At 35.6% G+C, this 25290-nt stretch carries 23 protein-coding genes; 10 read left to right on the forward strand and 13 right to left on the reverse strand.

Annotated elements, in window-relative coordinates; all coding sequences use genetic code 11:
* Positions 1 to 69: 69 nt before the first annotated feature.
* Genes MHI57_RS03380 through MHI57_RS03395 form a run of 4 tightly spaced genes read right to left on the reverse strand, consistent with a single transcriptional unit; the run spans position 70 to position 5271 of the window.
* Positions 70 to 1122 (reverse strand): zinc-binding dehydrogenase, encoded by a 1053-nt coding sequence (locus MHI57_RS03380; protein ID WP_340975019.1) that lies wholly within the window; start codon positions 1120 to 1122, stop codon positions 70 to 72.
* A gap of 12 nt (positions 1123 to 1134) precedes the next feature.
* Positions 1135 to 2631, reverse strand: coding sequence for an aldehyde dehydrogenase family protein (locus tag MHI57_RS03385; protein ID WP_095373240.1), 1497 nt, complete (start codon positions 2629 to 2631; stop codon positions 1135 to 1137).
* A 15-nt stretch (positions 2632 to 2646) separates the two neighbouring features.
* Positions 2647 to 4260: a flavin-containing monooxygenase gene (locus MHI57_RS03390; RefSeq protein ID WP_340975021.1), complete on the reverse strand. Its 1614-nt coding sequence runs from the start codon at positions 4258 to 4260 to the stop codon at positions 2647 to 2649.
* A 54-nt stretch (positions 4261 to 4314) separates the two neighbouring features.
* Complete coding sequence (locus tag MHI57_RS03395) at positions 4315 to 5271, reverse strand: alpha/beta hydrolase (RefSeq protein ID WP_322909377.1); 957 nt, start codon at positions 5269 to 5271, stop codon at positions 4315 to 4317.
* A gap of 174 nt (positions 5272 to 5445) precedes the next feature.
* On the opposite strand from MHI57_RS03395, the gene MHI57_RS03400 reads away from it, so the two are divergent.
* Both MHI57_RS03400 and MHI57_RS03405 read left to right on the forward strand, forming a co-directional pair.
* Entirely contained in the window at positions 5446 to 6150 is a 705-nt protein-coding gene (locus tag MHI57_RS03400; protein ID WP_340975025.1) for a helix-turn-helix transcriptional regulator, read from the forward strand.
* 401 nt (positions 6151 to 6551) lie between these two features.
* Positions 6552 to 7091, forward strand: coding sequence for a sodium:solute symporter family transporter (locus MHI57_RS03405; protein ID WP_340975028.1), 540 nt, complete (start codon positions 6552 to 6554; stop codon positions 7089 to 7091).
* Between the two features lie 436 nt (positions 7092 to 7527).
* Here the strand turns inward: MHI57_RS03405 and MHI57_RS03410 are convergent, their stop codons facing one another.
* A complete protein-coding gene (locus tag MHI57_RS03410) occupies positions 7528 to 8076 on the reverse strand; it encodes a TetR/AcrR family transcriptional regulator (RefSeq protein WP_095373236.1) in 549 nt (182 codons plus the stop codon).
* 171 nt (positions 8077 to 8247) lie between these two features.
* Here MHI57_RS03410 and MHI57_RS03415 point away from each other — a divergent pair, with 171 nt between their 5' ends.
* From MHI57_RS03415 to MHI57_RS03435, 5 genes are all read left to right on the forward strand, one after another.
* Positions 8248 to 9723, forward strand: a complete 1476-nt coding sequence (locus tag MHI57_RS03415) for a DHA2 family efflux MFS transporter permease subunit (protein WP_340975032.1) — start codon at positions 8248 to 8250, stop codon at positions 9721 to 9723.
* 540 nt (positions 9724 to 10263) lie between these two features.
* Positions 10264 to 11250 carry a ZinT family metal-binding protein gene (locus MHI57_RS03420; RefSeq protein WP_095373234.1) on the forward strand — a complete coding sequence of 329 codons (987 nt, stop codon included), beginning with the start codon at positions 10264 to 10266 and terminating at the stop codon, positions 11248 to 11250.
* 79 nt (positions 11251 to 11329) lie between these two features.
* A complete protein-coding gene (locus MHI57_RS03425) occupies positions 11330 to 12859 on the forward strand; it encodes a metal ABC transporter solute-binding protein, Zn/Mn family (protein ID WP_340975034.1) in 1530 nt (509 codons plus the stop codon).
* A 177-nt stretch (positions 12860 to 13036) separates the two neighbouring features.
* Positions 13037 to 13753, forward strand: coding sequence for a metal ABC transporter ATP-binding protein (locus MHI57_RS03430; RefSeq protein WP_281203043.1), 717 nt, complete (start codon positions 13037 to 13039; stop codon positions 13751 to 13753).
* Positions 13690 to 14532 carry a metal ABC transporter permease gene (locus MHI57_RS03435; RefSeq protein WP_281203044.1) on the forward strand — a complete coding sequence of 281 codons (843 nt, stop codon included), beginning with the start codon at positions 13690 to 13692 and terminating at the stop codon, positions 14530 to 14532. Before MHI57_RS03430 ends, MHI57_RS03435 begins: the two co-directional genes overlap by 64 nt.
* Positions 14533 to 14799: 267 nt before the next feature.
* Here MHI57_RS03435 and MHI57_RS03440 read toward each other — a convergent pair whose 3' ends face one another.
* From MHI57_RS03440 to MHI57_RS03450, 3 genes are all read right to left on the reverse strand, one after another.
* Positions 14800 to 15339 carry an HAD-IIIA family hydrolase gene (locus MHI57_RS03440; protein ID WP_340975037.1) on the reverse strand — a complete coding sequence of 180 codons (540 nt, stop codon included), beginning with the start codon at positions 15337 to 15339 and terminating at the stop codon, positions 14800 to 14802.
* A complete protein-coding gene (locus MHI57_RS03445) occupies positions 15323 to 15916 on the reverse strand; it encodes a histidine phosphatase family protein (protein WP_307318563.1) in 594 nt (197 codons plus the stop codon). The genes MHI57_RS03440 and MHI57_RS03445 overlap by 17 nt, the downstream gene beginning before the upstream one ends.
* Before the next feature lie 460 nt (positions 15917 to 16376).
* Positions 16377 to 16958, reverse strand: coding sequence for a GNAT family N-acetyltransferase (locus tag MHI57_RS03450; RefSeq protein WP_340975043.1), 582 nt, complete (start codon positions 16956 to 16958; stop codon positions 16377 to 16379).
* A 557-nt stretch (positions 16959 to 17515) separates the two neighbouring features.
* Between MHI57_RS03450 and MHI57_RS03455 the strand changes: the two genes are divergently transcribed.
* From MHI57_RS03455 to MHI57_RS03465, 3 genes are all read left to right on the forward strand, one after another.
* Entirely contained in the window at positions 17516 to 17968 is a 453-nt protein-coding gene (locus tag MHI57_RS03455) for a DinB family protein (protein WP_307318572.1), read from the forward strand.
* Positions 17969 to 18043: 75 nt separating this feature from the next.
* Positions 18044 to 18898, forward strand: coding sequence for a DUF2268 domain-containing putative Zn-dependent protease (locus MHI57_RS03460; RefSeq protein WP_307318557.1), 855 nt, complete (start codon positions 18044 to 18046; stop codon positions 18896 to 18898).
* 15 nt (positions 18899 to 18913) lie between these two features.
* Positions 18914 to 19744, forward strand: a complete 831-nt coding sequence (locus MHI57_RS03465; RefSeq protein WP_340975047.1) for a helix-turn-helix transcriptional regulator — start codon at positions 18914 to 18916, stop codon at positions 19742 to 19744.
* Here MHI57_RS03465 and MHI57_RS03470 read toward each other — a convergent pair.
* The 5 genes from MHI57_RS03470 to rpsN all read right to left on the reverse strand — a co-directional run bounded on the left by MHI57_RS03470 (position 19675) and on the right by rpsN (position 25267).
* Positions 19675 to 20913, reverse strand: coding sequence for an MFS transporter (locus MHI57_RS03470; RefSeq protein WP_340975050.1), 1239 nt, complete (start codon positions 20911 to 20913; stop codon positions 19675 to 19677). The two genes, MHI57_RS03465 and MHI57_RS03470, sit on opposite strands and share 70 nt — an antisense overlap.
* 204 nt (positions 20914 to 21117) lie before the next feature.
* Positions 21118 to 22164 carry a hemolysin family protein gene (locus tag MHI57_RS03475; protein WP_322909386.1) on the reverse strand — a complete coding sequence of 349 codons (1047 nt, stop codon included), beginning with the start codon at positions 22162 to 22164 and terminating at the stop codon, positions 21118 to 21120.
* 2 nt (positions 22165 to 22166) lie between these two features.
* Positions 22167 to 23489, reverse strand: coding sequence for a hemolysin family protein (locus tag MHI57_RS03480; protein WP_340975054.1), 1323 nt, complete (start codon positions 23487 to 23489; stop codon positions 22167 to 22169).
* 214 nt (positions 23490 to 23703) lie between these two features.
* The gene (locus tag MHI57_RS03485; protein ID WP_340975055.1) at positions 23704 to 24897 is read right to left on the reverse strand and encodes a GTP-binding protein; all 1194 of its coding nucleotides are present in this window, start codon (positions 24895 to 24897) and stop codon (positions 23704 to 23706) included.
* 100 nt (positions 24898 to 24997) lie between these two features.
* Positions 24998 to 25267, reverse strand: coding sequence for a 30S ribosomal protein S14 (gene rpsN, locus MHI57_RS03490; protein ID WP_307318543.1), 270 nt, complete (start codon positions 25265 to 25267; stop codon positions 24998 to 25000).
* Positions 25268 to 25290: the final 23 nt, after the last annotated feature.

The following is a 25290-nucleotide window of genomic DNA, read 5'->3' on the forward strand; positions in this document are numbered from 1 at the left end:
TTGCAAGATTTAAAATTTTTCTAAAAAAAATTGAAAAGAGCATCCTAAAAATTAGGACGCTCCATTACTTTATGCTGTTACAGTGCTTTTATCGAATTCTGTTACAATGTAAGTTCCTGATGTATTAAAATTGCTCATTTCTTCAAAGATTTTTGTTACTTCTGATAAACTGATTTCTGCTGTTACCATCTTACCTGGTGTTATTTTCCCTTGCAATACTAAAGGAAGTAATGAATCAAAACGGTGATTCGGCATCCCTAAAGTTCCGATAAATTGGATTTCTTGCATAACCATTTGATCAATAGGTAAGGCAATCTTTCCGCCTTCAACTTTTGTTGTCACTCCAACTTGCAAGTGACGACCACGTTTAGCTAAACTATTAATCCCATTTAAACATGTATCTGCAATACCAAGGGCATCAATTGATACATTCGCCCCACCACCAGTGATTTCCTTCACTGCATGAACCGGATCTACTTCTTTACTATTAATCACTACATGTGCTCCCATTTGCTTAGCCAACTCTAGATTCTTTGGATTAATATCGACACCAATGACGGTTGCACCAATGGAAGCAGCAATATTAATGGCATTTAAGCCCACTCCTCCACATCCATAGATCACTACCCACTCACCTGGTTCCACTTTTGCTCGATCGACTACTCCATGAAAAGCTGTCATTAAACGACAACCTAATGCAGCACCATCTAGAAAACTAATTTCATCTGCTAAAGGAATAATATTGCGGTCACCCAATGGAACTCCTACATACTCCGCATACCCCCCATTGTAAGTCGAACCCGGAATAAAGGAAGAGTGACAGAGGTTAGAGTGGCCTTGTAGGCAATAAGGACATGTACCATCACTACCAGAGAAAGGAACGATAACGCGGTCTCCTTTTTTATAGTTTTTCACATTTTTACCTACTTCTTCGACAACACCAGTAAATTCATGACCTAATATTTTTTGGGTAATCGGTATATCTCCTGCCCAGTAATGCCAATCACTACGGCAAACGCCATTTGCTTTTACCTTTACAATCACCCCATTCTCATCAATTGTAGGGTCAGCGACCTCTTGAACAATTGCATTTTTTATTCCTTCAATTACTAATGCCTTCATAACATCAGCTCCCTATCCATGGTTAATGGCAACACTTTTTACTTTTGTATAAGCTTCTATACCTGCTAATCCTAATTCCGACCCTATTCCACTTTGCTTAAATCCAGTTAATGGGATATTGTCATCAGTTAAATAATATTCGTTGACCCAAACAGAACCAGCATTTAATGAATCAACCATTTTATGGGTTGTCTCTATATTTGTCGTCCACACACCTGAAGCTAGTCCATATTCTGTAGCATTCGCTCTCTCAACGACTTCCTCGATTGAATCAAAAGGCATAATGCAAAGGACAGGACCAAAAATCTCCTCATAGACAGACTGACATTTTTCATCAAGTCCTTCGATAATTGTTGGTAAATAGAAGTTTCCTTGTTGAAGATCTGGACTATCAGGTCGTTTCCCCCCGGTGAGAATGGTAGCTCCATCTTTTTTGGCAAGTTCAACATATTTTTCTACAGTGGTTATTTGGTTTTTCGAAATGAGTGGCCCCATTTGAGCATTTGGATCAAGAGGATCACCTAAAACAAAGCTTTCTGCTATTTCAACAAGCTTCTCCTTGACCGTATCGTAAACAGAACGTTCAATATATAGTCGTGAGCCTGCCGCACACACTTGCCCTGTATTCATGAGGATCGCTTTTATAGCGCCAGGAATCGCTTTGTTTAAATCCGCATCTGCAAAGATTATGTTTGGCGATTTGCCCCCTAGTTCGAGCGTGATTTTCTTTAAAGATTTCGAGGCTTTTTCCATAATTCGTCTTCCCACACTAGTTGAGCCTGTGAAACCGATTTTATCGATATCAGGGTGTGATGTAATCGCTTCCCCGAGCTTACCTCCTGCACCTGTAACAATATTAACCACTCCAGGGGGAAAACCAGCTTCTTCTATTAATTTACCAATATATAAAGTAGATAAAGATGTTTGTTGTGAAGGTTTTATCACAACAGTATTCCCGGCTGCTATTGGAGCAGCAATCTTCCAACATGCAACTAAAGCAGGGAAGTTCCATGAGGTGATCTGACCACAAACACCAAGGGGTTCACGTTTAGTAAATGCATGGATATTTCCACCACTAGTTAGTTCGAGAGTATTGCCATAAAGCTTTGTTGCCCAACCAGCATAGTAACGAACATGATGTACTGCATTCTCTGCAAAGCCACCTGCAACTGCAAGTGTACCACCATAATCAAGGGCATCCAGTTGCGTAATAACTTCTAAATTTTCTTCTAATAAATCCGCTAGCTTATTTAATAATCTAGCTCTCTCTCTTGGAGCTGTATTTTTCCAGCTACCTTCAAAAGCTCGTCTGGCAGCCTTTACTGCTACATCGAGATCTTCCTCATCCCCTTCATAGATTTTTGCCAGAATTTCATTCGTTGTTGGGTTAATAGATTCATACACTTTCCCCTTAATTGCCGGAACCCATTTTCCATTTAAGAACATTTCCTTTGTTCCACTTAAAAACGCTTGAACGATCGGATTAATTTCTAACGTAGTATTGGCCATACTCATTCCTCCTAATCAGACTTGAATTTTATTAACTCCTAAAACATATCCTTTGTAACCCTGTTGAGAGACCTTGTTACATATTTGGCGATAATTGTCTAAACCACCTAAATAAATTAAGAAATCTGGTGACTTTCCATCAATATTAGATCCTGTATACCAGGACGCTGTTTTTGTAAATAGCGTATTATGGGCAAGCTCTGTACAATCCTTACTCCATTGCCTTTGTGCATCCTCAGTTGGCTCAATCGTTTTCAGATGATGTTGACGCATGTACTTTAGGCAATCTGATATCCATTCAACATGTTGTTCAATGGCTGACGGTACATTGGTTAAAACAGAAGGACTTTGTGGCCCAGTAATCGTAAAAAAATTTGGGAATCCTGCTAAGCCAAGTCCTAAATACGTCTCAACTTTTTTCCCATTTTGCCACTTGTCTCTAAGGGACAGCCCTTTACGTCCTTTTATATCTAGTTTCAATAGCGTCCCTGTCATGGCATCATAACCAGTTGCAAAAACAATCAGATCTAGTGGATATTCTTTTTCCGTTGTTTTAATTCCGTTTTTTGTTATACACTCAATTGGTTGCTGTTGTAAATTTACTAATGTGACATGTTCTTGGTTATACGTATCATGATAGTTTGTATCTAAGATTGGGCGTTTTGTTGCGTAGTAATAATATGGAAGGAGATCTTCAGCAACTTCAGGATTTTTAATTTTTGCACGAATTTTATTTCTAAGAAATTCTGATACTAACTCATTTGATTTCTCATTAATCGTTATATCATTAAATGCATTGTTTAAAATCATCCCCCCTTTGTCCCAAGCATTTTCTAAGATTGTATTGCGTTCCTCTTCTGGCGTTTCTACTATGGATTTGGTTGCTTTAGGAATGGGTAATCCTGAAGGTGAGGTTAACATGATTCTTCGTGCTGAATGAAACTCATCTTTAAATTGTTCAACTTCCTCGTGCGTAAATGAACGATTTCTAGTTGGTACAGAATATTGCGGTGTTCGTTGAAATACATAGACTTCTTTCGCAGTTTCTGCAATAACAGGAATCGATTGTACACCACTAGAGCCTGTGCCAATCACTCCCACACGCTTGCCTTTAAAATTAACGTCAGTATGTGGCCATTCACCGGTATGGTAGCTTTGACCTTGAAAATCTGCAATCCCTTTAAAGTTGGGAATACTTGAGGTGGATAGGCAGCCGACGCCTGAAATTAAGTAAGTTGCTGCAAACTCATCACCTTTTCCCGTTGTAATGTGCCACATTGAATGTTCTTCATTCCAAACGGCCGATTTGACTTCCGTATTAAATTGCATATATTGCCTAACATCTAATTCATCAGCTACGAAATTCAAATAGCTTAAAATTTCATCTTGACCAGCAAACCTTTTAGACCAAGACCACTTTTTATATAAATCCTCTGAGAACATAAAATTATAATAAAAACTATCTGAATCACATCGGGCACCAGGATACCTAGCGACATTCCACACGCCACCAACTCCAGCTGCCTTTTCAAATGTCTTTACAGAAAAACCGTCTTCGTGTAATTTATACGTCATATAGATTCCAGAAAAGCCAGCACCAATCACTACAGCGTCAACATATTGAGTCATTCCTTATCCCCCTTTGTAGTGTAATAGATGATTTTTAGAACATATGATCTTTAGCTACTTATTTACTGCTTTCTCTCCCCCTTGGTGGACATTATTTAAAAATTTCACAATATGTTGAACAGACTCTTTTGTTTCTTCTTCAAAGAAATCCATATTACTGTAATAACCATGGACTGCCCCTGATATCACTTCATATTGAACAGGTACACCGTCTCGTCTTAACTTTTCTGCATAAGCAATTCCCTCATCTTTTAGAACATCATTTTCCGCTGCGATAATAATAGTTGGGGGTAGCCCTTGAACAGTATCGTATTTTAATGGTGATACATCGGGATGACTATACATTTTTTCATCACCTACATAATGGAAACCAAACCATTTCATAAGATCTCGATCGAGACCATATCCCTCAGCAAATTCATTATAAGAATTGGTATTGAATTCCAAGTTTGTGACTGGGTATATAAGAACTTGTGATTGAATGGATGGCCCATTGTTTAAAGCTCTCTTGGCAATAACCGTGGATAAGTTCCCACCAGCACTATCTCCACCAACAGAAACTTTAGTTAAATCTACATTAAGCTCTTCTGCATGATTAGCTACCCATTCTAGTGCTGTATAGCAATCATTCATTGGAATGGGAAATTGATTTTCCGGAGCAAGACGATAATCCACAGAGATAACTACCGTTTTAGCCTCTGTCGCTACTAATCGATTGGCCGCTTCAAACATTTCAACAGAACCAATGACCCAACCGCCTCCATGATAATAAACTAGTGCTGGAAAAGGCCCTTCTCCTTCCGGTGAATAAATACATAATCGTATTTCTGCTCCATCATTTACTTTAATTAAGCGCTCTTCTCTGCGATGAATATGAGGTAGAATATTTTGTTCAGGTATTGGGGCATTTTTCTGAATTTCCTTTAATTCAATTGGATCAAATGATTCGATTTTCGGACCAGAATAAAAGCTCTCCAAATACAATTTTGCTCTTTCAGATAAACTTGCCAAATGATCTCCTCCTTTTTACTCAGAAAATTGTAATCGCTTACAATGATATTGTATAATCTAAATATTCTAACAACTATTCCTACTTTTTGATAAAACAGTACATACTTTAAGTCAAATTACAAATAAACTATGCCATTAGGTAATGAATATATAAGACTAAATTAAAAAAGGAGAGTGTATTTATTGGTTAAATTAGATAAATGGGAAAGTAACGTAGATAAAATAAAGGCAGCTATCAATCAAGAGCATAAAATTAAAATAATATTGGAAAGCTTTCTTACTGATTTTTCATTAAATGAAGCGATGTTATTTCGATATTCTCCGATAGACCACTTAGCGGAGGGGATACTTTCTGCTACTAAGTCAGAGTTCAAACATATTTCCTCTATAAGGGATGATATCACTTCTATTCCGGCCATATTCAAAGCTATTAAAACGAGAACACCCCAATATTACGAAGGAAATAACTTCCATTTAAATATATCAAAAAAATATATTATCGCAGATAACCAAGATGCTCTATTGGTTGTTCCTATCATATTTAACCAAGTTGTCATTGGCTATTTTCTAGGATCCCAATTTAAGAAGCCCTTTGACCTTAAACTATTAATAGAAGCAACTTTATTTAGCAAGGACATTGGAGAAATTTTATTCAATCAATTTAATTTTATCGAGGAGGCAGAAATAAAACTATCGAAACGTGAATACGAAGTAATGAAATGTACTGCAAGCGGTTATAGTACGAAACAAATTGCCCATATATTAGAGATTAGTGAAACGACGATTAAACAATATATCAAAAGTGTCATGGTAAAAACCAATACATTAAATCGAACACATGCTGTAGCGTTTTTAATTCAAAAAAATATTCTTAAATAAGATGGGATTTTGTTAGAATCTCTTTACGTTCTTGTGAAAAAATACAGCTCATAAAAGTATCTTTTTATATAATGTAGAATAAGGTTTTGGATAAAAGAAATACCCCTCTATAAAAGATGGAATTTTATACTTTTATTCTATCTAAAAGGGAGCATATCATTATAATCTAATATTTGTTTTCTAGTATAATATTTCGTCTTAACGGAATCAAAATCGGATAGTTCTTTAAATCACTTGAATTAAACTCATAAAATCTTCCAAGATTGCATTGTAAAGCCTTAAACACTTAGCTAACTTCTAAAATGAATATTGCTTGCCTCCCTAATTTTAATTAATTACCAATTTTAGAAACTAAATATATTAATATAAATCACTCTTTCTAGCTCTATAATCACACCATTTTGGAACTCCTGGTTAATGACGTTAGAAGCATTATTTATCGGGATGTTCGCTCATACCCGTGGTTTAGTACCGGCTTAACAGTTGAAACAAGTGATCGGATTATTCCGTTATTCTTCTCTACTTATGCACCGGTATTTGGGGCGATTGTAGTAGCAGCTGTAATTGCAGCGGGAATCTCGTCTATTAATAGGGCGTTATTTTCATCTGCTAGGTTATTAGTTAATGATATTTATGCCCGATTTATCAAAAAGAACGCTTCTTCTGCTGAGATTTACCTTGAAGAAATATCATCAAGACCTGAATTTCAATCATTAGAAAATGAACTAACGAGTGGAGGTAGCTCCATCGTCAACCCACTTAGGCAATTTATAGCCGAGCCTGTATACGGAGAAGAAAAGATTATTTATGCCGATATTATTCTCGACCAAATAGCAGAAAGCAAATTTGACTTTGATGTATTTGGCCATTATGCAAGGCCTGATATCTTTCAACTTACTATCAATGAAAAAGAACAGGAAAACGTCGTTTGGAAAGGATAAAATGATAAAATGCTCGCTAAGATTTTGATTTTCTAAGCACGAACCAGGGAATTCTAGGGTTAGATCTAACCCTAGAATTCCCTATATAAACTTGGTAACCAATTTTAAAATCATACTAAATAAGTATAATAGCAGTAGTCAAAAATACCGGATGTAATAATTATACATTATTTTAAACTATTAGGATTTGTAAATGACTTTCGCTATTCACACCTCTATTTGTTATAGCTTTAAATAAAAGAATGAACTATAAAAACTGTTTGTACAACTAAGTTAGACTTATGTGATTTATGTCTCATATGTTTATCTAACCATTGCGACATTTTCAACATTTTTTGACATCTATTACCTTAAATTATAGATATGTATAGTTGAACTCATATCAACACCGTTTGGTAAACAGATACCATATACAAGTTAGAGTCATTTAGCAACACTACACTTTGTACATTAAATATATCTGATCTGAAATATACTCTGAACTATAGTGAATCCCCTTTCGTATCCACCACATAATGATGCCTACTAAAGAGGCAGTTTTAATTTCAATGGAAACATAATCGTCAGGTAAATCTTTCTCTGTATTCTCTCTTCGTACTTCTATTAATTTTCTTATCTGTAGAAATAATTGATCCTCAAACTGATTTAAATTGAATAAAGTTTGTAAATAGTTTCGATGGATATACAAGAAATCTAATAAATGTGTTAGTTGCTGTTTTTCTGTTAAATCTTTTACTTGAATTAATGAAAAGATTCTAGAAGAAAGATCATTTACTAGCTCTTCTGTCACTTGCGTTAATAAGTCTTCTATATCTAAATAATGCAAGTAAAATGTGGTTCGATTTAAGCCTGCTTTTCCAGCTACTTTCTGAACTGTCAAATTCGAAATGGTGTAGCCTTCCTCTCCTAAGAGAGAGAGTACAGATTTTTTAAACATTTCTTTTGTACGTATGGTACGTGGATCTTCTTTTTTAGAATTAGACATTTATAACTCCTTCGTATATTTTCATTTGACTTCAACGACAACTACTGATCAATATGTCGATTAGTATACACTCGCAAATAAAACTGTTCATGGTCATCAAATTATATATTTGTTACTATAAATTTTATCGACGTCATGTTGATAATGCAAATTGGAGTAAGGAGTATATATATGGAAAAGGAAATAACCAAAAGAAGTAAAAATATTTTAATGGTTGTATTAATTGCTGGCTGCTTTTTATCAACATTAAATCAGACTTTATTAAATGTGGCTATGAGTGGTTTTATGGACATTTTTGAAGTATCCGCTGCAACTGTACAATGGTTATCAACGGGATTTATGTTAGTAAACGGGGTTTTAGTACCGATAACAGCATTTTTAATGAAACGATTTACAACTAGACAGCTATTTATTAGCTCGATGTTCTTTTTATTGTTTGGTTCAGTCCTATGTGCTTGTTCAATCAATTTCGGCATGTTATTAACAGGAAGAATGATTCAAGCCATTGGTGCTGGCATTATCATACCTTTATTAATGACAGTTGTTTTGTATTTATATCCGATTGAAAAGCGTGGAAGTGTTATGGGTACTATTGGCTTTGCGATGATTTTTGCACCAGCTATTGCTCCTACATTATCCGGTTTTATTATGGAATTTTCATCATGGAGATGGCTATTTATTGGAATAACTCCTTTTATATTAATCGTTATTATACTTGCCTTTAAATATTTAATGAATGTGGCAGAAACATCAAAAGCAAAGTTAGATATTCTAAGTGTCATTTTATCAACATTTGGTTTTGGTTCTATTTTATTTGGATTTAGTAGTGCAGGAAGCAAAGGCTGGGATGACCCTGTTGTTATTACGACCATTATTACCGGATTAATTGTTACGACTTTATTTTGTTCACGTCAATTGACTTCCAAAGATCCATTGTTAAATCTATCTATATTTAAGTATAAAATATTTACACTCACATCACTAATCAATGTACTAATTACTATGATTATGTATGCTGATTTAATCCTACTACCCATCTACTTACAGGATGGTCGAAGTTTTACAGCTTTTGAAGCAGGTTTACTTTTATTACCTGGTGCGATAATTAATGCTTTCTTATCACCGGTCACAGGTAGGATGTATGATAAATACGGCGCCAAGCCACTTTTTATAACAGGTCTAGTGTTTATTATTATTGCGATGTGGGGCGTGATTGATTTATCAGCATCAACTACCTATTTTTATTTATTGTTACGAACATGTATTTTACGAATTGGCTTAAGCTTTATTACGATGCCTATAAATACAGCGGGTTTAAACGCGTTACCAAGAGAGTTAGGTTCCCATGGTTCAGCAGTAAACAATACTATTCGTCAATTAGCAGGTGCGATTGGTACTGCAGTAGTTATCACGATTTACACCATTCAATCTACATCTTATGCTCAAGAATTATCCCTTGAAAATGGGCATATTTCTGCCGTTCAACTTGCTAAATTGGCATCTATCTTTGGCTCAAGTAGTGCCTATATATTTATGTTAGTTTTATCTTTTGCGGCACTAATTTTAGCATGTTTTATGCCTACTCAAAAAGCAAAGAATCACAAAAATACATCTAGAAAAAATGTATTTAAACAAAGCACCAATTAATTTTATTGTTTCTACATTCAAAAATTAGCATACCTAACGTTTTTATCAGGTATGCTATTTTTTGTACACTTAATAAATAGCAAACACACAAAATAGTACTCTGATTTTATTACTAAAATCTTACTCTCTTATTATCCTCACCTACCTAAAACGAACTGTGACTCTGCATCTTCAGATTTATCTTCTAGAGGAATAATTCTTAGTCATTTTTACTTATTCAGCACTACTCTTCTTGCTATTAAATCTGATCGCATTTTTCATAAACTAATTTTCCTCATTTATTAATAGCTTTCTTTTTTGAAAGTGAACCCAACAAATTATTTTGCTCTCTTTTCAGCTAATGAAATATCAATCTTCTTTTAAAAATTATATATTCATATTGACAAACCACTAAAAACATTATACTCTTTAAAACGTAATCGTTACGATTAAACAGAAAAGACATGCATCTGAGGAAATCATACTCTATACATATTGATCAGCCTTCTAAAAGTATATTCTTTAAAACGTAATCGTTACGATTAATTCCAACGCGAAAGGATGTTTATTTTGAAAAGACCGTATTTATATTTAAGTGTATTGGCTTTAAGTTTAGCATTAGTAGCTTGTCAAGATTCAGAAAAAACAGCAACTACTAACAGTACTTCTGCAGAAGAAGGGGAATCTACAAATGATAATGCAACTTCAGCAGAAACAGCAGATATTGCGATCGATGGCTTAGGTGATCATTATCACACTGGGGATACCATTGAATTGGCTGCTGTATTAAGTGAAGATGCTGATTATGATCACTGGCATTGGTATACAAGAGAAAGTGGTCAATCAGAATGGGAGGTTGAATCTGGTCAAGAAGGTGACACCTTCTCAGGCGAAGCAAGCGTCGATGGTTTAGAAATTAAAGCAGCTCTTTACAACGATAATCATGAGGTATTTGCTGAATCAGAACCGGTAACTATTGTTATTGATGATCATCATGGGAATGATGAAGAAAGCAAACAAATTTATCAAGGGTATTTTGATGATGATCAAGTAGCAGATCGTGAATTAACAGACTGGGAAGGCGATTGGCAGTCTGTCTACCCTTACCTTTTAAATGGTGATTTAGATGAAGTCTTTGCACATAAAGCTGAAGAAGGTGACATGACTGCGGAAGAATACAAAGACTATTATACAGAAGGTTATGTAACAGACGTCGAGCGTATTGTTATTGATCATGGTAATGTAACGTTTTACAAGGACGGAGAAGAGTTTTCTGGAGACTACGAATATGATGGCTATGAAATTCTGACTTATGAAAAAGGAAATCGCGGTGTTCGTTTTATCTATAAACTTGCAGAAAAATCTAATGAGATGCCTCAATACATTCAATTTAGTGACCATATCATATCCCCTCAGAAATCTAGTCATTTTCATCTTTATTGGGGAGATGATCGCGAGAAATTATTGGAAGAAGTAACTCACTGGCCGACTTATTATCCATCTAACTTAGACGGCGATGATATTGTCCGTGATCAATTAGCCCATTAATACTTTGGAGAAGAGATGGATTGGTCCTCTCTTCTCTCTACTTTTGCAACACATTCTAACAAGGAGATTCATAGATAAAATGAAAAAACACCAAACTATATTCATATGTTTTACCGTGATAGCATTTCTTTTTGGTTGTCAGTCTCAAAATTCAAAAGAAGTTGGAAATAAGAATGAATCTGAAATAACTGTTGTCGCTTCCTTCTTACCGATGTATGAATTCACCAAACAAGTAGCTGGTGATCGAGCAAATGTTCAACTTATGGTTTCAGAAGGTCAAGATACCCATCACTACGAGCCTAGTGCCCAAGATGTAGCTGCTGTCAGTCAAGCAGATGTGTTTGTCTACAGTAGTGAAGAAATGGAGTATTGGGTAAAGAGCCTACTTAATACGGTAGAGAACAACAATCTCGTTATAGCACGTGCTGCAGACGGTCTCTATGAATCAAACCATGAAAATGTGCATGATGAACACGACTCAACTGGAACAGAACAAGTGAAGATCAATGGGGTAGCAGATCATTACCATACGGGTGATGAAATTCAACTTTCAGCTGAATTAATAGGAAATGCCGATTATGATCACTGGCATTGGTATCAGCAGTTAGATGAGAGTGAAGAATGGGAAGCTATTTCTGAGCAAAGTACTGAAACGTTGACAATGGTTGCTCCAGATAAAAGTTTAAATATTCGTGCTGTTATTTATGATGATAATCATAATAAATATGCAGAATCAGAGCCAGTAGAAATTAATATTGATAACCATGATAACCAGGTAGACACTGAACATAACCATTACAAGAAGGAAGCGGAAATAAACATTAAAGGGTTAGCAGATCATTATCATACAGGTGATGTTGTTACATTAGAAGCTGTGCCGACTGATTCATTCAATCATAATCATTGGCATTGGATGATGAGAGAAGATGCTAACCAAGAATGGAAAGCAGTACCAAAACAAGTAACCGATCATTTTGAGTACAAAACCACAGGAAAAAGCTTTGAATTGAAAGCTGTTCTTTATGATGATAAACATCATATTCAGGCAGAATCTAACCCTGTATCTGTGTTAATTGATGATCACGAAGAACAAGATCCTCACATATGGCTTGATCCAGTTTTAGCACAAAATCAAATCAAAGCGATTCGTGATGCCTTAATTGAGGCAGATCCAGGTGGAGAAGAAATATATGAGAAGAATGCTGAATCCTTTATGAATGAACTTAAGGATCTAGATGAGGAATATCAAACTACTTTAAAAGATGCGAAAAATCGTGTTTTTGTCGTGCAACACCAGGCATTTGGCCATCTAGCGAAACGTTACAACCTAGAACAAATTGCGATTGGGGGATTATCTACAGAAGTTGAGCCCAGTCCTTCACGTATTGCTGAAATCGGTCATTTAGTCGAAGAGAATAACGTACCTGTGATTTATTATCAACAAGGAGCGAGCTCCTCCATTGCTCAAACCGTTGCATCAGAGACAGGAACAGACACAGCTGTATTGTATGATTTAGAGGTACTTTCTGAAGAATTATTAGAAAATGACTTAGGTTATATTGAAGCTATGCGTCATAACCTTAAAGCATTGCAACTTAGTGTACATTAGAATCAATTGGTGAAGGCGGTTATTTAAAAAAGGCTAACTAACCAAGGTTTGGGTTTGCATCATTCTAGTTAGCCCATCTGGTTAATTTAACTTCTATCTATTAGATAAAGAATCAGATAGACGATCCTGCAATCCTTCCACCTTATTTTTGGAAAATGAAGAAAGGTAGATGAAAAAGTGTTCTATATAAAAGTAGATGATCTCTCTTTCCACTACGAAAAAGAACCCGTCTTAACAAATATTTCATTTGAGCTAAACCCGGGTGATTTTGTCATGTTAACCGGTGAAAATGGCGCCGCAAAAACAACTTTGTTACGTAATATCTTAGGATTGCTTAAGCCTACTATGGGGGAAGTTACGCAGTCTCCTACGAATCGATATGGTGAGAAGTTAGTGGTTGGATATGTTCCCCAACAAGTATCTTCATTTAATATTGGTTTTCCTAGTACAGTCTTAGAATTAGTTCAATCAGGACTCTATCAAAGGGGCAAGTGGTTTAAAAAGTTGACTGAAGCGGATAAAGATCAAGTGAAACGATCCCTTGAATCTGTAGGATTATGGGAGATGCGTCATAAAAAAATTGGTGAATTATCAGGAGGCCAAAAACAACGAATATCGATCGCACGTGTATTTGCTACAGATCCGGACTTATTTGTTCTAGATGAACCTACTACAGGAATGGATAAAAAATCACGGGAGGAATTCTACCAATTATTGCGACATCAAAGTGAAATACACGAAAAAGCAATTCTGATGGTGTCGCACGACCACGACGAATTACGAAATTATTGTAATAAACATATTGAACTTGTTCGAAAGGAGGAATTGCCTTGGAGATGTTTCTCTATGAATTCATGCAGAGAGCTTTCCAAGCCTCGATTCTCATCTCTTTAATTGCCCCTATGCTAGGCTTGTTTCTCATACTACGGAGACAGTCTCTGATGGCAGATACTCTAGCTCATGTTTCTTTAGCTGGTGTAGCACTTGGATTATTAGTTAGTATCAATCCGACTTGGACGAACATTATCATGGTGGTGATCATTGCGATCTTACTGGAATACTTACGTATGTTATATCGCACCTATTCAGAAGTTTCAATTGCTATTTTAATGTCTGGCGGGATGGCCTTAGCATTGTTTTTAATGAGTTTGAACCAAGGTGGAACTACACTTAATATCAATCAGTTTTTATTCGGTTCTATCGTAACAATTAGCACACAACAAGTATGGATGCTCTATCTCTTAGCGGGAATCATCGTCATACTATATATCATTTTCCGTAAGGCGATGTACGTTTTAATATTTGATGAAGAAACAGCGTTTACTGCTGGATTACCAATCAAAACGATGTCGATTGCCTTTAATGTATTAACCGGAGTAACGATTGCTATTATTATGCCTATAGTTGGCTCCCTGCTCGTATCCGCCATTTTAATTCTTCCTGCAGCCATTTCTATGCGATTGAGCCGTAGCTTTGCAAGCACAATTCTATTAGGGATACCTATTGCGTTGACTGGTATGTTAAGTGGTTTATTTACATCTTATGAGTATGGTACGCCTCCGGGTGCCACTATCACTTTAATCTTATTGGCCCTATTTGTGATAGCAATCATAGTAAAAAAAGTGATGAAACAAAACCAAAAAGAAAAAATCACTTTGAAAGAACAGCAGTAAATGGTACAACATCATAAAACCAAGCTTCATAAGGTTCTGGTTCTATGTCTTGTTAGGGTGGGGATACTATCTCCACCCTTAATTTATCTTATAGATACTTTTATTTAGAGTATTTATATTCAGAGGTTAAGTAGTTTTTTAACTCTCCACTTAAACTTTGTTCTATTTACCTTTACCTCTAGATAAATTTCAACATTCATTTAAGATATTTTTCAAGTATCATAATATCTTATCTGTTTGAAATAGCGTTCCGTACATATCGAACATTTATATATACTCTCGATGAATAACGTTCATGGCCTCGTCTATCCCTTCAACAACCTTATCCAACTCAATGTCTTTGAGTCTCTCCTGGTGCTCTTTTAATGTTTGCTCTCCTGCCCCAGTTTTGACTAAGATTTTCATTGCACCTACTTTTGAAGCGGCAACCATATCACTCCAGCGGTCGCCAATTACGACGGTTCGAGCTAGGGAAAGCTTATAATCTTCTGCTGCTTGCTGGAGCATTTCAGTATTTGGTTTGCGACATTTACATTCCGCTTCAGGGGCATGAGGGCAAATATACACTTGATCGAATCCGAAAGAAAGTAATTCGTGAATAAATGCCGTTTTTGTCGTTAATCCTTTCGCAATTCCAGGTTGGTTCTTGAAAGCAAAAACCTTTATTCCCTTTTCCTGTAACTTGCTTATATTTTCTTTTACACCGGGAAAGAGTCTAAATTCCCCAGGATAATGGATGGTGTCATCGCCACCAATTGTGCCATCTCTATCTAAGAAAACGGCTTGTATTTTATTGTTTTTCTTCATGATGACTGTTCCCCCATAGGCGATTAACCGTTAACAGTTTTTCTTCAGCAAAAGCCATCTCATAAATATCAGGTTTTGTTGTTTGTTGAAAAAATTGAAAATCAAACTGTTTTTGAAAGTAATTCATTATAATCGTCATGATATTTCCATGTGTCCCAATAACAATAGATTCTCCCTTATAATTGTTTAAAATCTCTTTTATGACTGGAATAGAACGTTCTTGTGCGGCAACTGTGGATTCTCCTCCAACTAAACAGTAATTTTCGTCTTTAAATGACTGCTCAATGGCGGATAATAATTCCTTTTCTTCTGCATGGTAATCGAGCCCCTTAATTGGTCTTTCTCTTAGATTTTCATATGTTTTGATTTGTAGTTGCCTATTTTCTGCAACCTCTCGAACAGTCTCGATTGCGCGTGTATATGGACTAGAGATGACTCTATCAATCTTTTTATCCTTTAAAATCTCAGTGACCTTAATTGCTGCTTCTCTTCCCCTTGGCGATAAACCTCTCGTTTTCTCCTCACCAAATATAAACGGCGATTCTGCATGTCTAACCATATATATTGTCGTTACCATAGATTTCCCCCTATCATTCTCTATAAGACTCGAAAAAAAATTCCGATAATTTCGAGTCTTATAGTTAACGTAAATCCAAATATATAAAATTCTTTATACAATCTTTACTCTTCTTTTTACGCTAAGAATCGAGCAAAATGACATTCTTTATTCTGCTCCACCCTCATGTTTATCTTGACCTAGGGAAAAGAAAAGCCTGCAAATAATCGAGCACCATATGGAAGCAACACCTCATAAGTATGTGCGATTAACCCTGCTTTGCTATTTTACTTATCCAATTGAGGATAAGAAGGACCAAAAAAATGAAGTACGAGATATCTATACATCTTTATTTACAGTAGTTGAGTTGAGAAGGTTAAAAATGGGGAACTATAAATTTGCGAAAGGCATGGTGTGAAACATCCAACATGCCTTTTCTTTATTCTATTTAATCTTTATCATACTTATAATAGATTTGGTTTTACAGAAACTTCTCATAACAAAAACATTCATATGCTCGCTTATACTGTGACTTCACTTCTTCTTTGTTATCACCGACATAATGCGCGAAGATTGTCATTGGTAGGATATTTTTTTCTTTGCTATAAATGATATCACTACCCTCTTCTTCATTGATATAAAGATGAAGATAGGAGTAATCACTAGTAAATCCGTTTTGCTGGTACCAACTGTTGACTCCATTATCGTCTCTCGTCCACGCTTCTAACCGATTGATGTTTTTTTTACGAGCTATTCGCTCAGCTTCTGTCAGTAATGCCCGGGCAATCCCTTGTCTTCGGTAATCGGGATGGACAGCGATATGCCAAATCATGCCACCGAGTCCACTCCCATGGTAACAAATACTTTTTTCTTCATTTTCATATTCTACATCGATCAAGCCGACAACTGTTTTGTCCATGATAGCTGTGAGTTCAATCGCTTGATTTTCGTAATGCTCTTTTGCAGTTAAAACATTGTCATAATAAGCTGAATCCAAAAAGGCAAGTACTCTACATCTCACCCAACCTATTTCATCCTCTGGTCTATAAGCTCTTATTTCCATTTACTCTCTCCTTAAGTAAAAGAATCCCCTAAACACCTACATGCAATTATTGTTAGATTCATTGTGAACATGGCAATCACTCCTTTCAATATGAAAGTCTTAATGATTAAAGATAAAAGGCATTAAATAAACAAACGAGAAGTCCAGTTTCTATGGATATAGAACCAACACACTTTGCTAAACGGCCTCACATCCCATTCTATAGAACAAGATTGGCGAGAAACAATGCCTTTTTTGTAAAACGAAATAGCCGATTACTATTATTTTGATATTGCTTGGCATGAATGTCTTTCTCTCGAGATTCCAGTTATCCATTTGAAAATAAAAAGAGCACGTTCTTTTTCTCCATGCTTTACTTTACATTTCGATTACAATAAAAAACAGGTGGAAATTTGATACAGATGATTATCTGGTCAATTTATAAATTGTAGCCTATTTTATTTTCTGTATTTCCTATTTTTTCTTGCAATTATTCAACTTCCTATTACTTTTTTTGCTATAATTAATAGTATCATATTTTGGAAAAAATGTAATTTTGTAAGAGGAGTGAAATGATTTTGTTCCAGTTCTTTCAATATAATTGGCAAGTGAGAGATGAATGGTTGACACTGTTGAAAGACATCCCTCCTGATGAACTATTAAAGGAGAGGGTCGGTGGTGTCAAGAGTATTCTTTATACCTTCTTCCATATCATTGATGTGGAGTATAGCTGGCTACGATGTATCAATGGAAAAGAAGATGTACTATTTGATTATAGTGACTATCAGACACTTGATCGTATTCATTATCTATCAAATCAACTAAGAACTGAAATAAGCGCTACCTTTCCTCATGATGTACCTATAGATAAACAAGTATTTATTCCTTGGGACTCTAGTCACCAAAATGTGACTGCGATTCTTCATCATATAATTGCCCATGAAATTCATCATATCGGCCAGTTGTCTATTTGGGCGAGAGAAATGAATTTACACCCTGTCTCTGCTAGCTACATTGGGCGGAAATTTTAATCGGAGGTATATATGCGTTTTACTTATTTTTGTCTTAGCTTAACAGTGTTGTTTTTATTATGCGGGTGTTCTGAAATGAGTAGGAATGAAAAATTAGAAACGAACTGGTCTTTCCAAACTGAAACCGGACAATCATTTAATATTGTAGAAATCCAACATTTAATGGAAAAGTACATAAAAGATCATGATGAAGAAGATGCTATATTCGCAGATTATAAAGAAGCGGTCATTGATCCTATTTATAATGATTGCTTTCTTGACGGCGAATTTCTTCATATCGCTGAAGATGTATTGTCACATAACCCGGAGAATTTCGACAAACTACAAAGAGCCATCGAACGGATGAATAGTAAGGAAGTAAAAGATAACTTGTCAGAAGCATTAGAGCTTTCTGCTGCTGCCTTACCGATAGAAAAGGAAATCAATGTATGCTTACTTCCTGTTTCCTACCCTGGTTTTGGAATGGCAGTAGGATCAGATAAGATTCTCATTTTGTTTGACGAGTACCTTTCCATCGATCGTTTTAAGGTTACACTCGCTCATGAATATCATCATAGTGCCTGGCAAGCTGCATATAGAGGGCCATCTGAGAAATGGACTGTCCTAGATAATATGGTTTTTGAAGGAAAGGCAGTGATGTTTCAAGAGATCATTTACCCTAATCAACAAATGATCAATACAAATGAGATTTATGACCAAGAGGCATGGGATTATGCTTCACCTCATTTCGAAAAAGGAACACTCGAGCACTCTAATGAGATTCTTTATGGCGGATTTGATCCACTGCCACCATTGTATGGCTATTCTGAGGGCTACCGAATGGTGAAAAATTACATTGAGAAAAATCCGAAAATGAGTATTCCGGAATGGACAAAACAAGACGCTGCCACTATTTTCAAAGAAGGTAATCATGAGGAAAACTATGATTAAGATAGGAGAGCTCTTATGCAACATGGAAATGTATTAATTCCTTCAAAAAAGGGACTGTTTCTCTATAAAAACACCTTTCAACAAGAAAGCTTATTACGTTCAGATGCTTCGTATAAATTGATATATGCTCTAAACGGACCCATTCATTACCATCTATCACAAAGAGTGGAAAAACTTAAGGTTAATCAATTTATTATGATTGATCCATTTACACCTCATCAGCAATTATTTGTTGAAAAGCAAAAATTTCTTATTGAAATCAACCCTTCTTTTTTAAAAGATGTGAATGAATCTTTTGGTGTTGAACCTATTGATATTGCATTTGCAGCGGTTATTCAGCTCAATCCAATGATCACGAAATGGATTGAGCTGGTAATTGAAATGATGACTCTAGAAGAAGACGATCAACAGCCGATGTTTCGCTTATTCCTTGAGAACAGCTACACACAGCTAGCGATCCTTCTATTAAAACACACGATACATACGAATAACCATCAGCTACCAACAGAGCATTATCAAACCGTAGCACCTGCTATTTACAAAGTTACGTCCTCATTAAAAGAAGCCTATCAATCACCATGGACCCTCAAGGACATGGCAACAATTATTGATTGGGATGTCTATTATTTCTCTCATTATTTTAAGGAAATCGTCGGGGTTTCGCCCTATTCGTGGTTACAAATCTATCGTCTGCAAAGAAGTTTGTTTTCATTGAAACAGAATGATACGACTATTCTCGATACGGCTCTGAACGCAGGTTTTTCATCCATTGCTGTCTATAATCGCCTTTTTAAAAGAGTATATGGCATTTCACCTCGAACATTTCGAAACAACTTCACGAAGTAATAAAATGTGAAGAGACATATAAAAAGGCCACATATTGCAAAGAGGAATCTTACTGGTACAATATGTGAGAATAAACCAAATAATAATAAGGAAAAGGCATTCGCACAATATAAAGTAAATGCGCTAAAACTAAATCCTCGGCCTAACATCTCATCTGGTAGGTGTTTTTGTAACAAATAAACTCTAGCTAACCCTGAAATCGGTAGACCAATCGCTGCGAGGGACACACCAATAAACAAAAATGGGAGCCCATTAACTAAACCGACGATACTAATGCCAGCTCCCCATATAAATGAACCAATTACATATTGCATCATAGTGAATCTTTTGATAAATAAAGGAATGATTACATTAACAACAATGACAAATAGGCCGTACCAACTGGTTAAAATACTGTACCATTCTTCTCCCTTTGTAACCATTTGTTCTACTAACAAAAATAATCCTACTTGCCAGACCCAAGTATGGAAAAATACAATCACAACAGTGATGAAAATGACATTCCTAAGAATATGGTGCTGTATTAACCAGTGAAAAAATTCCTTTAAGGACCTGTAAATTTTTAATTTATTCGTTTTGATGTCACTATGAATGTATACCTTCACAAATGAAAGGAATATTGTACTAACAAGATAGCTAACTATCGAAACTGTAAATAAATGTATTTTACCGATCGTAGCTAAAATGATGAGGTTTCCAACTGGGCCTACTATAACAACACCTCTTGTAATAGAGTCAACTAAACTGTTGGCCGTTGTTCTCTCTTCTTCAACCGTCACTTTCATCAATAACGCTCTACTCGCAGGATCATATAAGCAACCTATTGTATGTATAGATAAACAGAGAAAAATAAGTTGCCAATATTGTAATTGCTGAGTATAAAATAGAACAATCACTATCATGATTATCGGTATTTTAATGATTTCCATCCGAATAAGCCATTTCTTAATAGGAATCCAATCCGCTAATACGCCTCCTATTAATCCAAATAGCAAATATGGCAACACCTGTGCGGCCACCATAGCAGTTACATAGCTAGATGAACCAGTTAATGAGAAAGCAAAAAACAATAAAGCCATATTTATCATCATATTACCTAAACTGGTGAAACTCTTACTTAGTAAATAAAATCTGAATGCCCGGTTGTTTCGTAGAATTGATTGATACATCTCGCTCACCTCACCTACTACCTTATAGTTGAGCGAGGGATTTTTCTGCTATGATATTGCATATATTTTGCACAAGATCATACCACTTCTATTGTTTAGTATCATTCATATCAAAAATATGAAAGATGATAATCCTAATTACGATACCATACGAGGCCTATGGTCGGTCTTAAACTCTCACGCATTAGGTAAATCATATAGTTGTTAGGTTACGCTATAGCCTTCCTCACCAATTTCACCAACAATTTCCTCTAGAACATCCTCCATTGTGACAATACCAACGGCTTGATTTTCTTCATTATGAATAAGTGCCATATGCTTTCTTGTTTTTTGCATCGTTAGTAAAGCTTCCTTAATTGGAGAAGTCTCTAGAAAGTTTGGAATTTCATGAATAAGATCACTGATAGATACATCTTGATCCACTAGACTTTTCGTTAATAATTCCTTTGCATTTATATAACCTTTAATCCTTCCATCTATCTTGTCTTTAACAGGATAACGAGTAAAAGCGTGTTTTTCTAAAATATCTAATAATACGGCAAGGCTCATGTTTTTTTCAAGTGTAATGATACTTGATTTAGGAATCATGATATCTTTTAGTTTTCGTTCATCAAAACTAAAAATATTTTCTAAATAAGTAAGTTCTGCTTGGTTAATCTCACCACTTTCAAAGCTTTGTGTGGCAATCAACTTTATTTCTTCTTCTGTATGCGCTGTTTCATGTTTCGACGGTTCGACACCAAACAATCTTAGAAGACTTTGCGAAGCTCCATTTAAGAATTTGATAAACGGTTTTGTTATTTTCCCAAACCAATATAATGGTGGAGCAAGTAACAATGTCATCTTCTCTGAATATTGGATCGCCAATGTTTTTGGAGCTAATTCTCCAAAGACAACGTGGAAAAACGTGACAATCGCTAAAGCAATGAAATACGACAATAAAGTGGCTGTTGCTTTAGATACTTCGAATCGTTCAAAAACAGGATGTAAAATTTTTTCTACTGTTGGCTCACCCAATGCACCGAGTACGAGGGCGGTAACAGTAATTCCTAATTGGCATGCCGATAAATGATAATCGAGCCCCACAACCACTTTTTTCGATATTTTAGCCTTTTTATTTCCTTCTTCAATCAGTTGGTCAATTCGTGACATTCGCACCTTAAGAATAGCGAACTCTGCACCAACAAAAAATGCGGTTAAAATAATAAACACAACAACAAGAAATAGATTTAAAATAATCATACCGTCCATTCTCAATCCCCTTTGGGTTCACCTCCAATATGAAGTCCTTCTAATTGTACTCTTTGGATTTGTAGTTGTTTTACTTTCATTACTGTCCAAGTGAGACCGTTTTCTTCTATGACATCTCCCTTTTTTGCCATGCCCGCTAATTTTTGATGAATCCAACCGCCTAATGTATCAATTTGATCACTATTTGCGAATGTCATCCCGAATTTTTCTTCTAAATCATCCAATAAAACGCGTCCAGAGATACAGTATTTGTTAGGTGCACGATACTCAATTTCTTCGACTTCCTCTTCGTCAAATTCATCGCGAATTTCACCAACAATTTCTTCTAAAATATCTTCTATCGTCAGTAAACCAGAGGTACCACCGTATTCATCCACAACTATCACCATGTGAACACCGGTTTTTTGCATTTTGATGAATGCGTCGTATATTTTTGTTGTTTCTAAAATAAACGGAATAGATTGAATAAAATCAGACAAGTGATAATCCCTTTTGCCTGCCATCTTTGCCAACATTTTTTTAACATTAACGATCCCGATCACTCGATCCTTAGTTTCATCTATAACAGGATATCTTGTAAAATTATGTTCTATCATGGTTTGCGCAATTTCTTCCTTCGCCATGTTCTGCTCGAACACAGCCATATTAATTCTCGGAACCATGATATCTTTGGCCACCCTTTCATCAAAGGAGAAAATATTTTCCATATACTCGAGTTCGGTTTGGTTAATTTCACCGCCTTGATAACTTTGCGTCATGACAATTTTCAATTCTTCTTCCGTATAGGAATCTTCTTTTGCTTTTGCCGGCACGCCAAACATACGTAATATTACTCTTGATGTTCCATTAAGTAACCAAATGAAAGGAAACATGATTTTTCCGAACCAGTAAAGAGGGGGCGCTAATAATAAGCTCATTCTTTCGGCAAATTGAATCGCTAAGGTCTTAGGTGCCATTTCACCGACAACTACATGTAGAATGGTTACTAAAATAAAGGCAATGGCATATGAAAGAACTGATGATAATGATTGTGAAATATTTAACCAATCAAAAACAGGATATAATATCTTCTCAACGGTTGGCTTACCAAGGGAACCAAGTCCTAAAGCTGTTACGGTAATCCCCAGTTGGCAAGCTGATAAATTATAATCTAAGTTATCTGCTACCCTCTTGACAGTAATTGCTTTTTTATTCCCCTCATCAATAAGCTGATCAATCCGTGACATTCTTAGTTTGACAACAGCAAATTCAGCTGCTACAAAAAAACCGGTCGCAAAGATCAAGAAGGCCAGTAGTAGTAAATTTAATATTGTAATCAGATCCATAAGACACCACCAGTATTGAAATTGTATTTTATTAATGTGTCCATTCTTATATCATGTACTCATGCATTTGTAATGATTAGTTAACCTCTAATATCAAAGGCTAAAATGCATAACAGTATCTTATGAAAACTCCTATTAAAAATAAAAACGAGGAAAGAAAATAATTTTTCTTTCCTCGACAACATCAACATGTTTTATAACTGGACCGATTTATCTAACTATTGATTGTCCAGCTAAATGGATCTGGCAGTTCATCCCACTTGGCATCATACTCACTTGGTGATAACAAGCAGTCATCTAATTCTTTTGTTATTAAATCTACATCAATATCCATTCCAATAAACACAAGTTTAGTATGACGATCACCAAATTCCACATCCCAATCATCTAACAAACTAGGGTTTTCCTTTAAGGTCTCATCTTTTTCCTTCTCTGGTAGTGATGCTACCCAATAGGATATGGGCTGCATCATTACAGAAGGACCAGCTTGTGACATTAATATAGCTAAGTTATTTCTGCTCGCGCACCAAACAATCCCTTTTGATCTAACTATTTGTGATGGCATTTTTTGACACCAAGTATTAAAACGTTCAGTATGGAAAGGGTATTTTCGGTAATAGACAAAAGATGAAATGCCATACTCTTCTGTTTCAGGTGTATGATCAGAAGGACCGATCGAGAGCTCTTGTAACCAACCTGCAGATTGACTCGCTTCATCAAAATCGAAAAGCCCAGTATTTAATATTTCATTCGGATTTACTTCACTATTTACCGTACGAATAATCTTCGCTTGTGGCTGCAGTGTTCTAATCACTTTTTCTAATTTATCAAGGGCTATATCATTTACTAAATCACACTTATTTAATATAAGCACATCGCAAAATTCAATCTGGTCAATGAGTAAATCAGCGATATTTCTATCATCTTCTTCCCCAACTGCCTCCCTACGTTCTAATAATGTGTCTCCTGATTCAAAATCATGCCAAAATCGATTCGCATCAACAACCGTTACCATCGTATCTAATTTACAAAACCGAGTTAAATCTATATTCATTTCTTCATCGATATAAGAAAAGGTTTGTGCTACAGGGACAGGTTCGCTAATACCTGAAGATTCAATCAGTATGTAATCTACTTCACCTTGTTTAGCTAATCGTTCAACTTCTATAAGTAAGTCTTCTCGAAGAGTGCAGCATATACATCCATTTGACATCTCCACCAATTTTTCCTCCGTTCGAGAAAAGTTTCCTTGTTTTCGAACAAGTTCACTATCGATGTTTACTTCACTCATGTCATTTACAATGACTGCTACTTTTAAACCGTTTCTATTATTTAATATATGATTTAATAATGTTGTCTTACCGGAACCTAGATAACCACTAAGAACGGTCACTGGAATTTTTTTCATTGTTAAACACCCCTATAAATCAAAATGATTACGATTTAAGAATTAAAAAAATACTCTTCTTATCTTCGTTTATATACTCCCATCTAATAAGGATTGTGGATTACCAGCTCGATTTTTTAACGCCTGGTATTTGACCTTTATGTGCATATTCGCGAAAAGCTATACGAGACATCTTAAATTTTCTAAGATAACCTCTAGGTCTTCCGGTTAATTCGCATCTGTTTTTTAACCTTGTCGGGGACGAATCTCTCGGTAGTTTTCTAATACCTTGAATGTCACCTTTTTCTTTCAGCTCCTTCCGAATTTCTGCATATTTTTTCACTAATTCTTGCCGTTTCTTTTCTTTTGCTATTTTAGATTTCTTAGCCAACTTTCACCATTCCTTTTCTATAT

The organism is Cytobacillus sp. FSL K6-0129 (genome assembly GCF_038007625.1).
In the GTDB taxonomy this organism is placed as follows: domain Bacteria; phylum Bacillota; class Bacilli; order Bacillales; family Cytobacillaceae; genus Cytobacillus; species Cytobacillus kochii.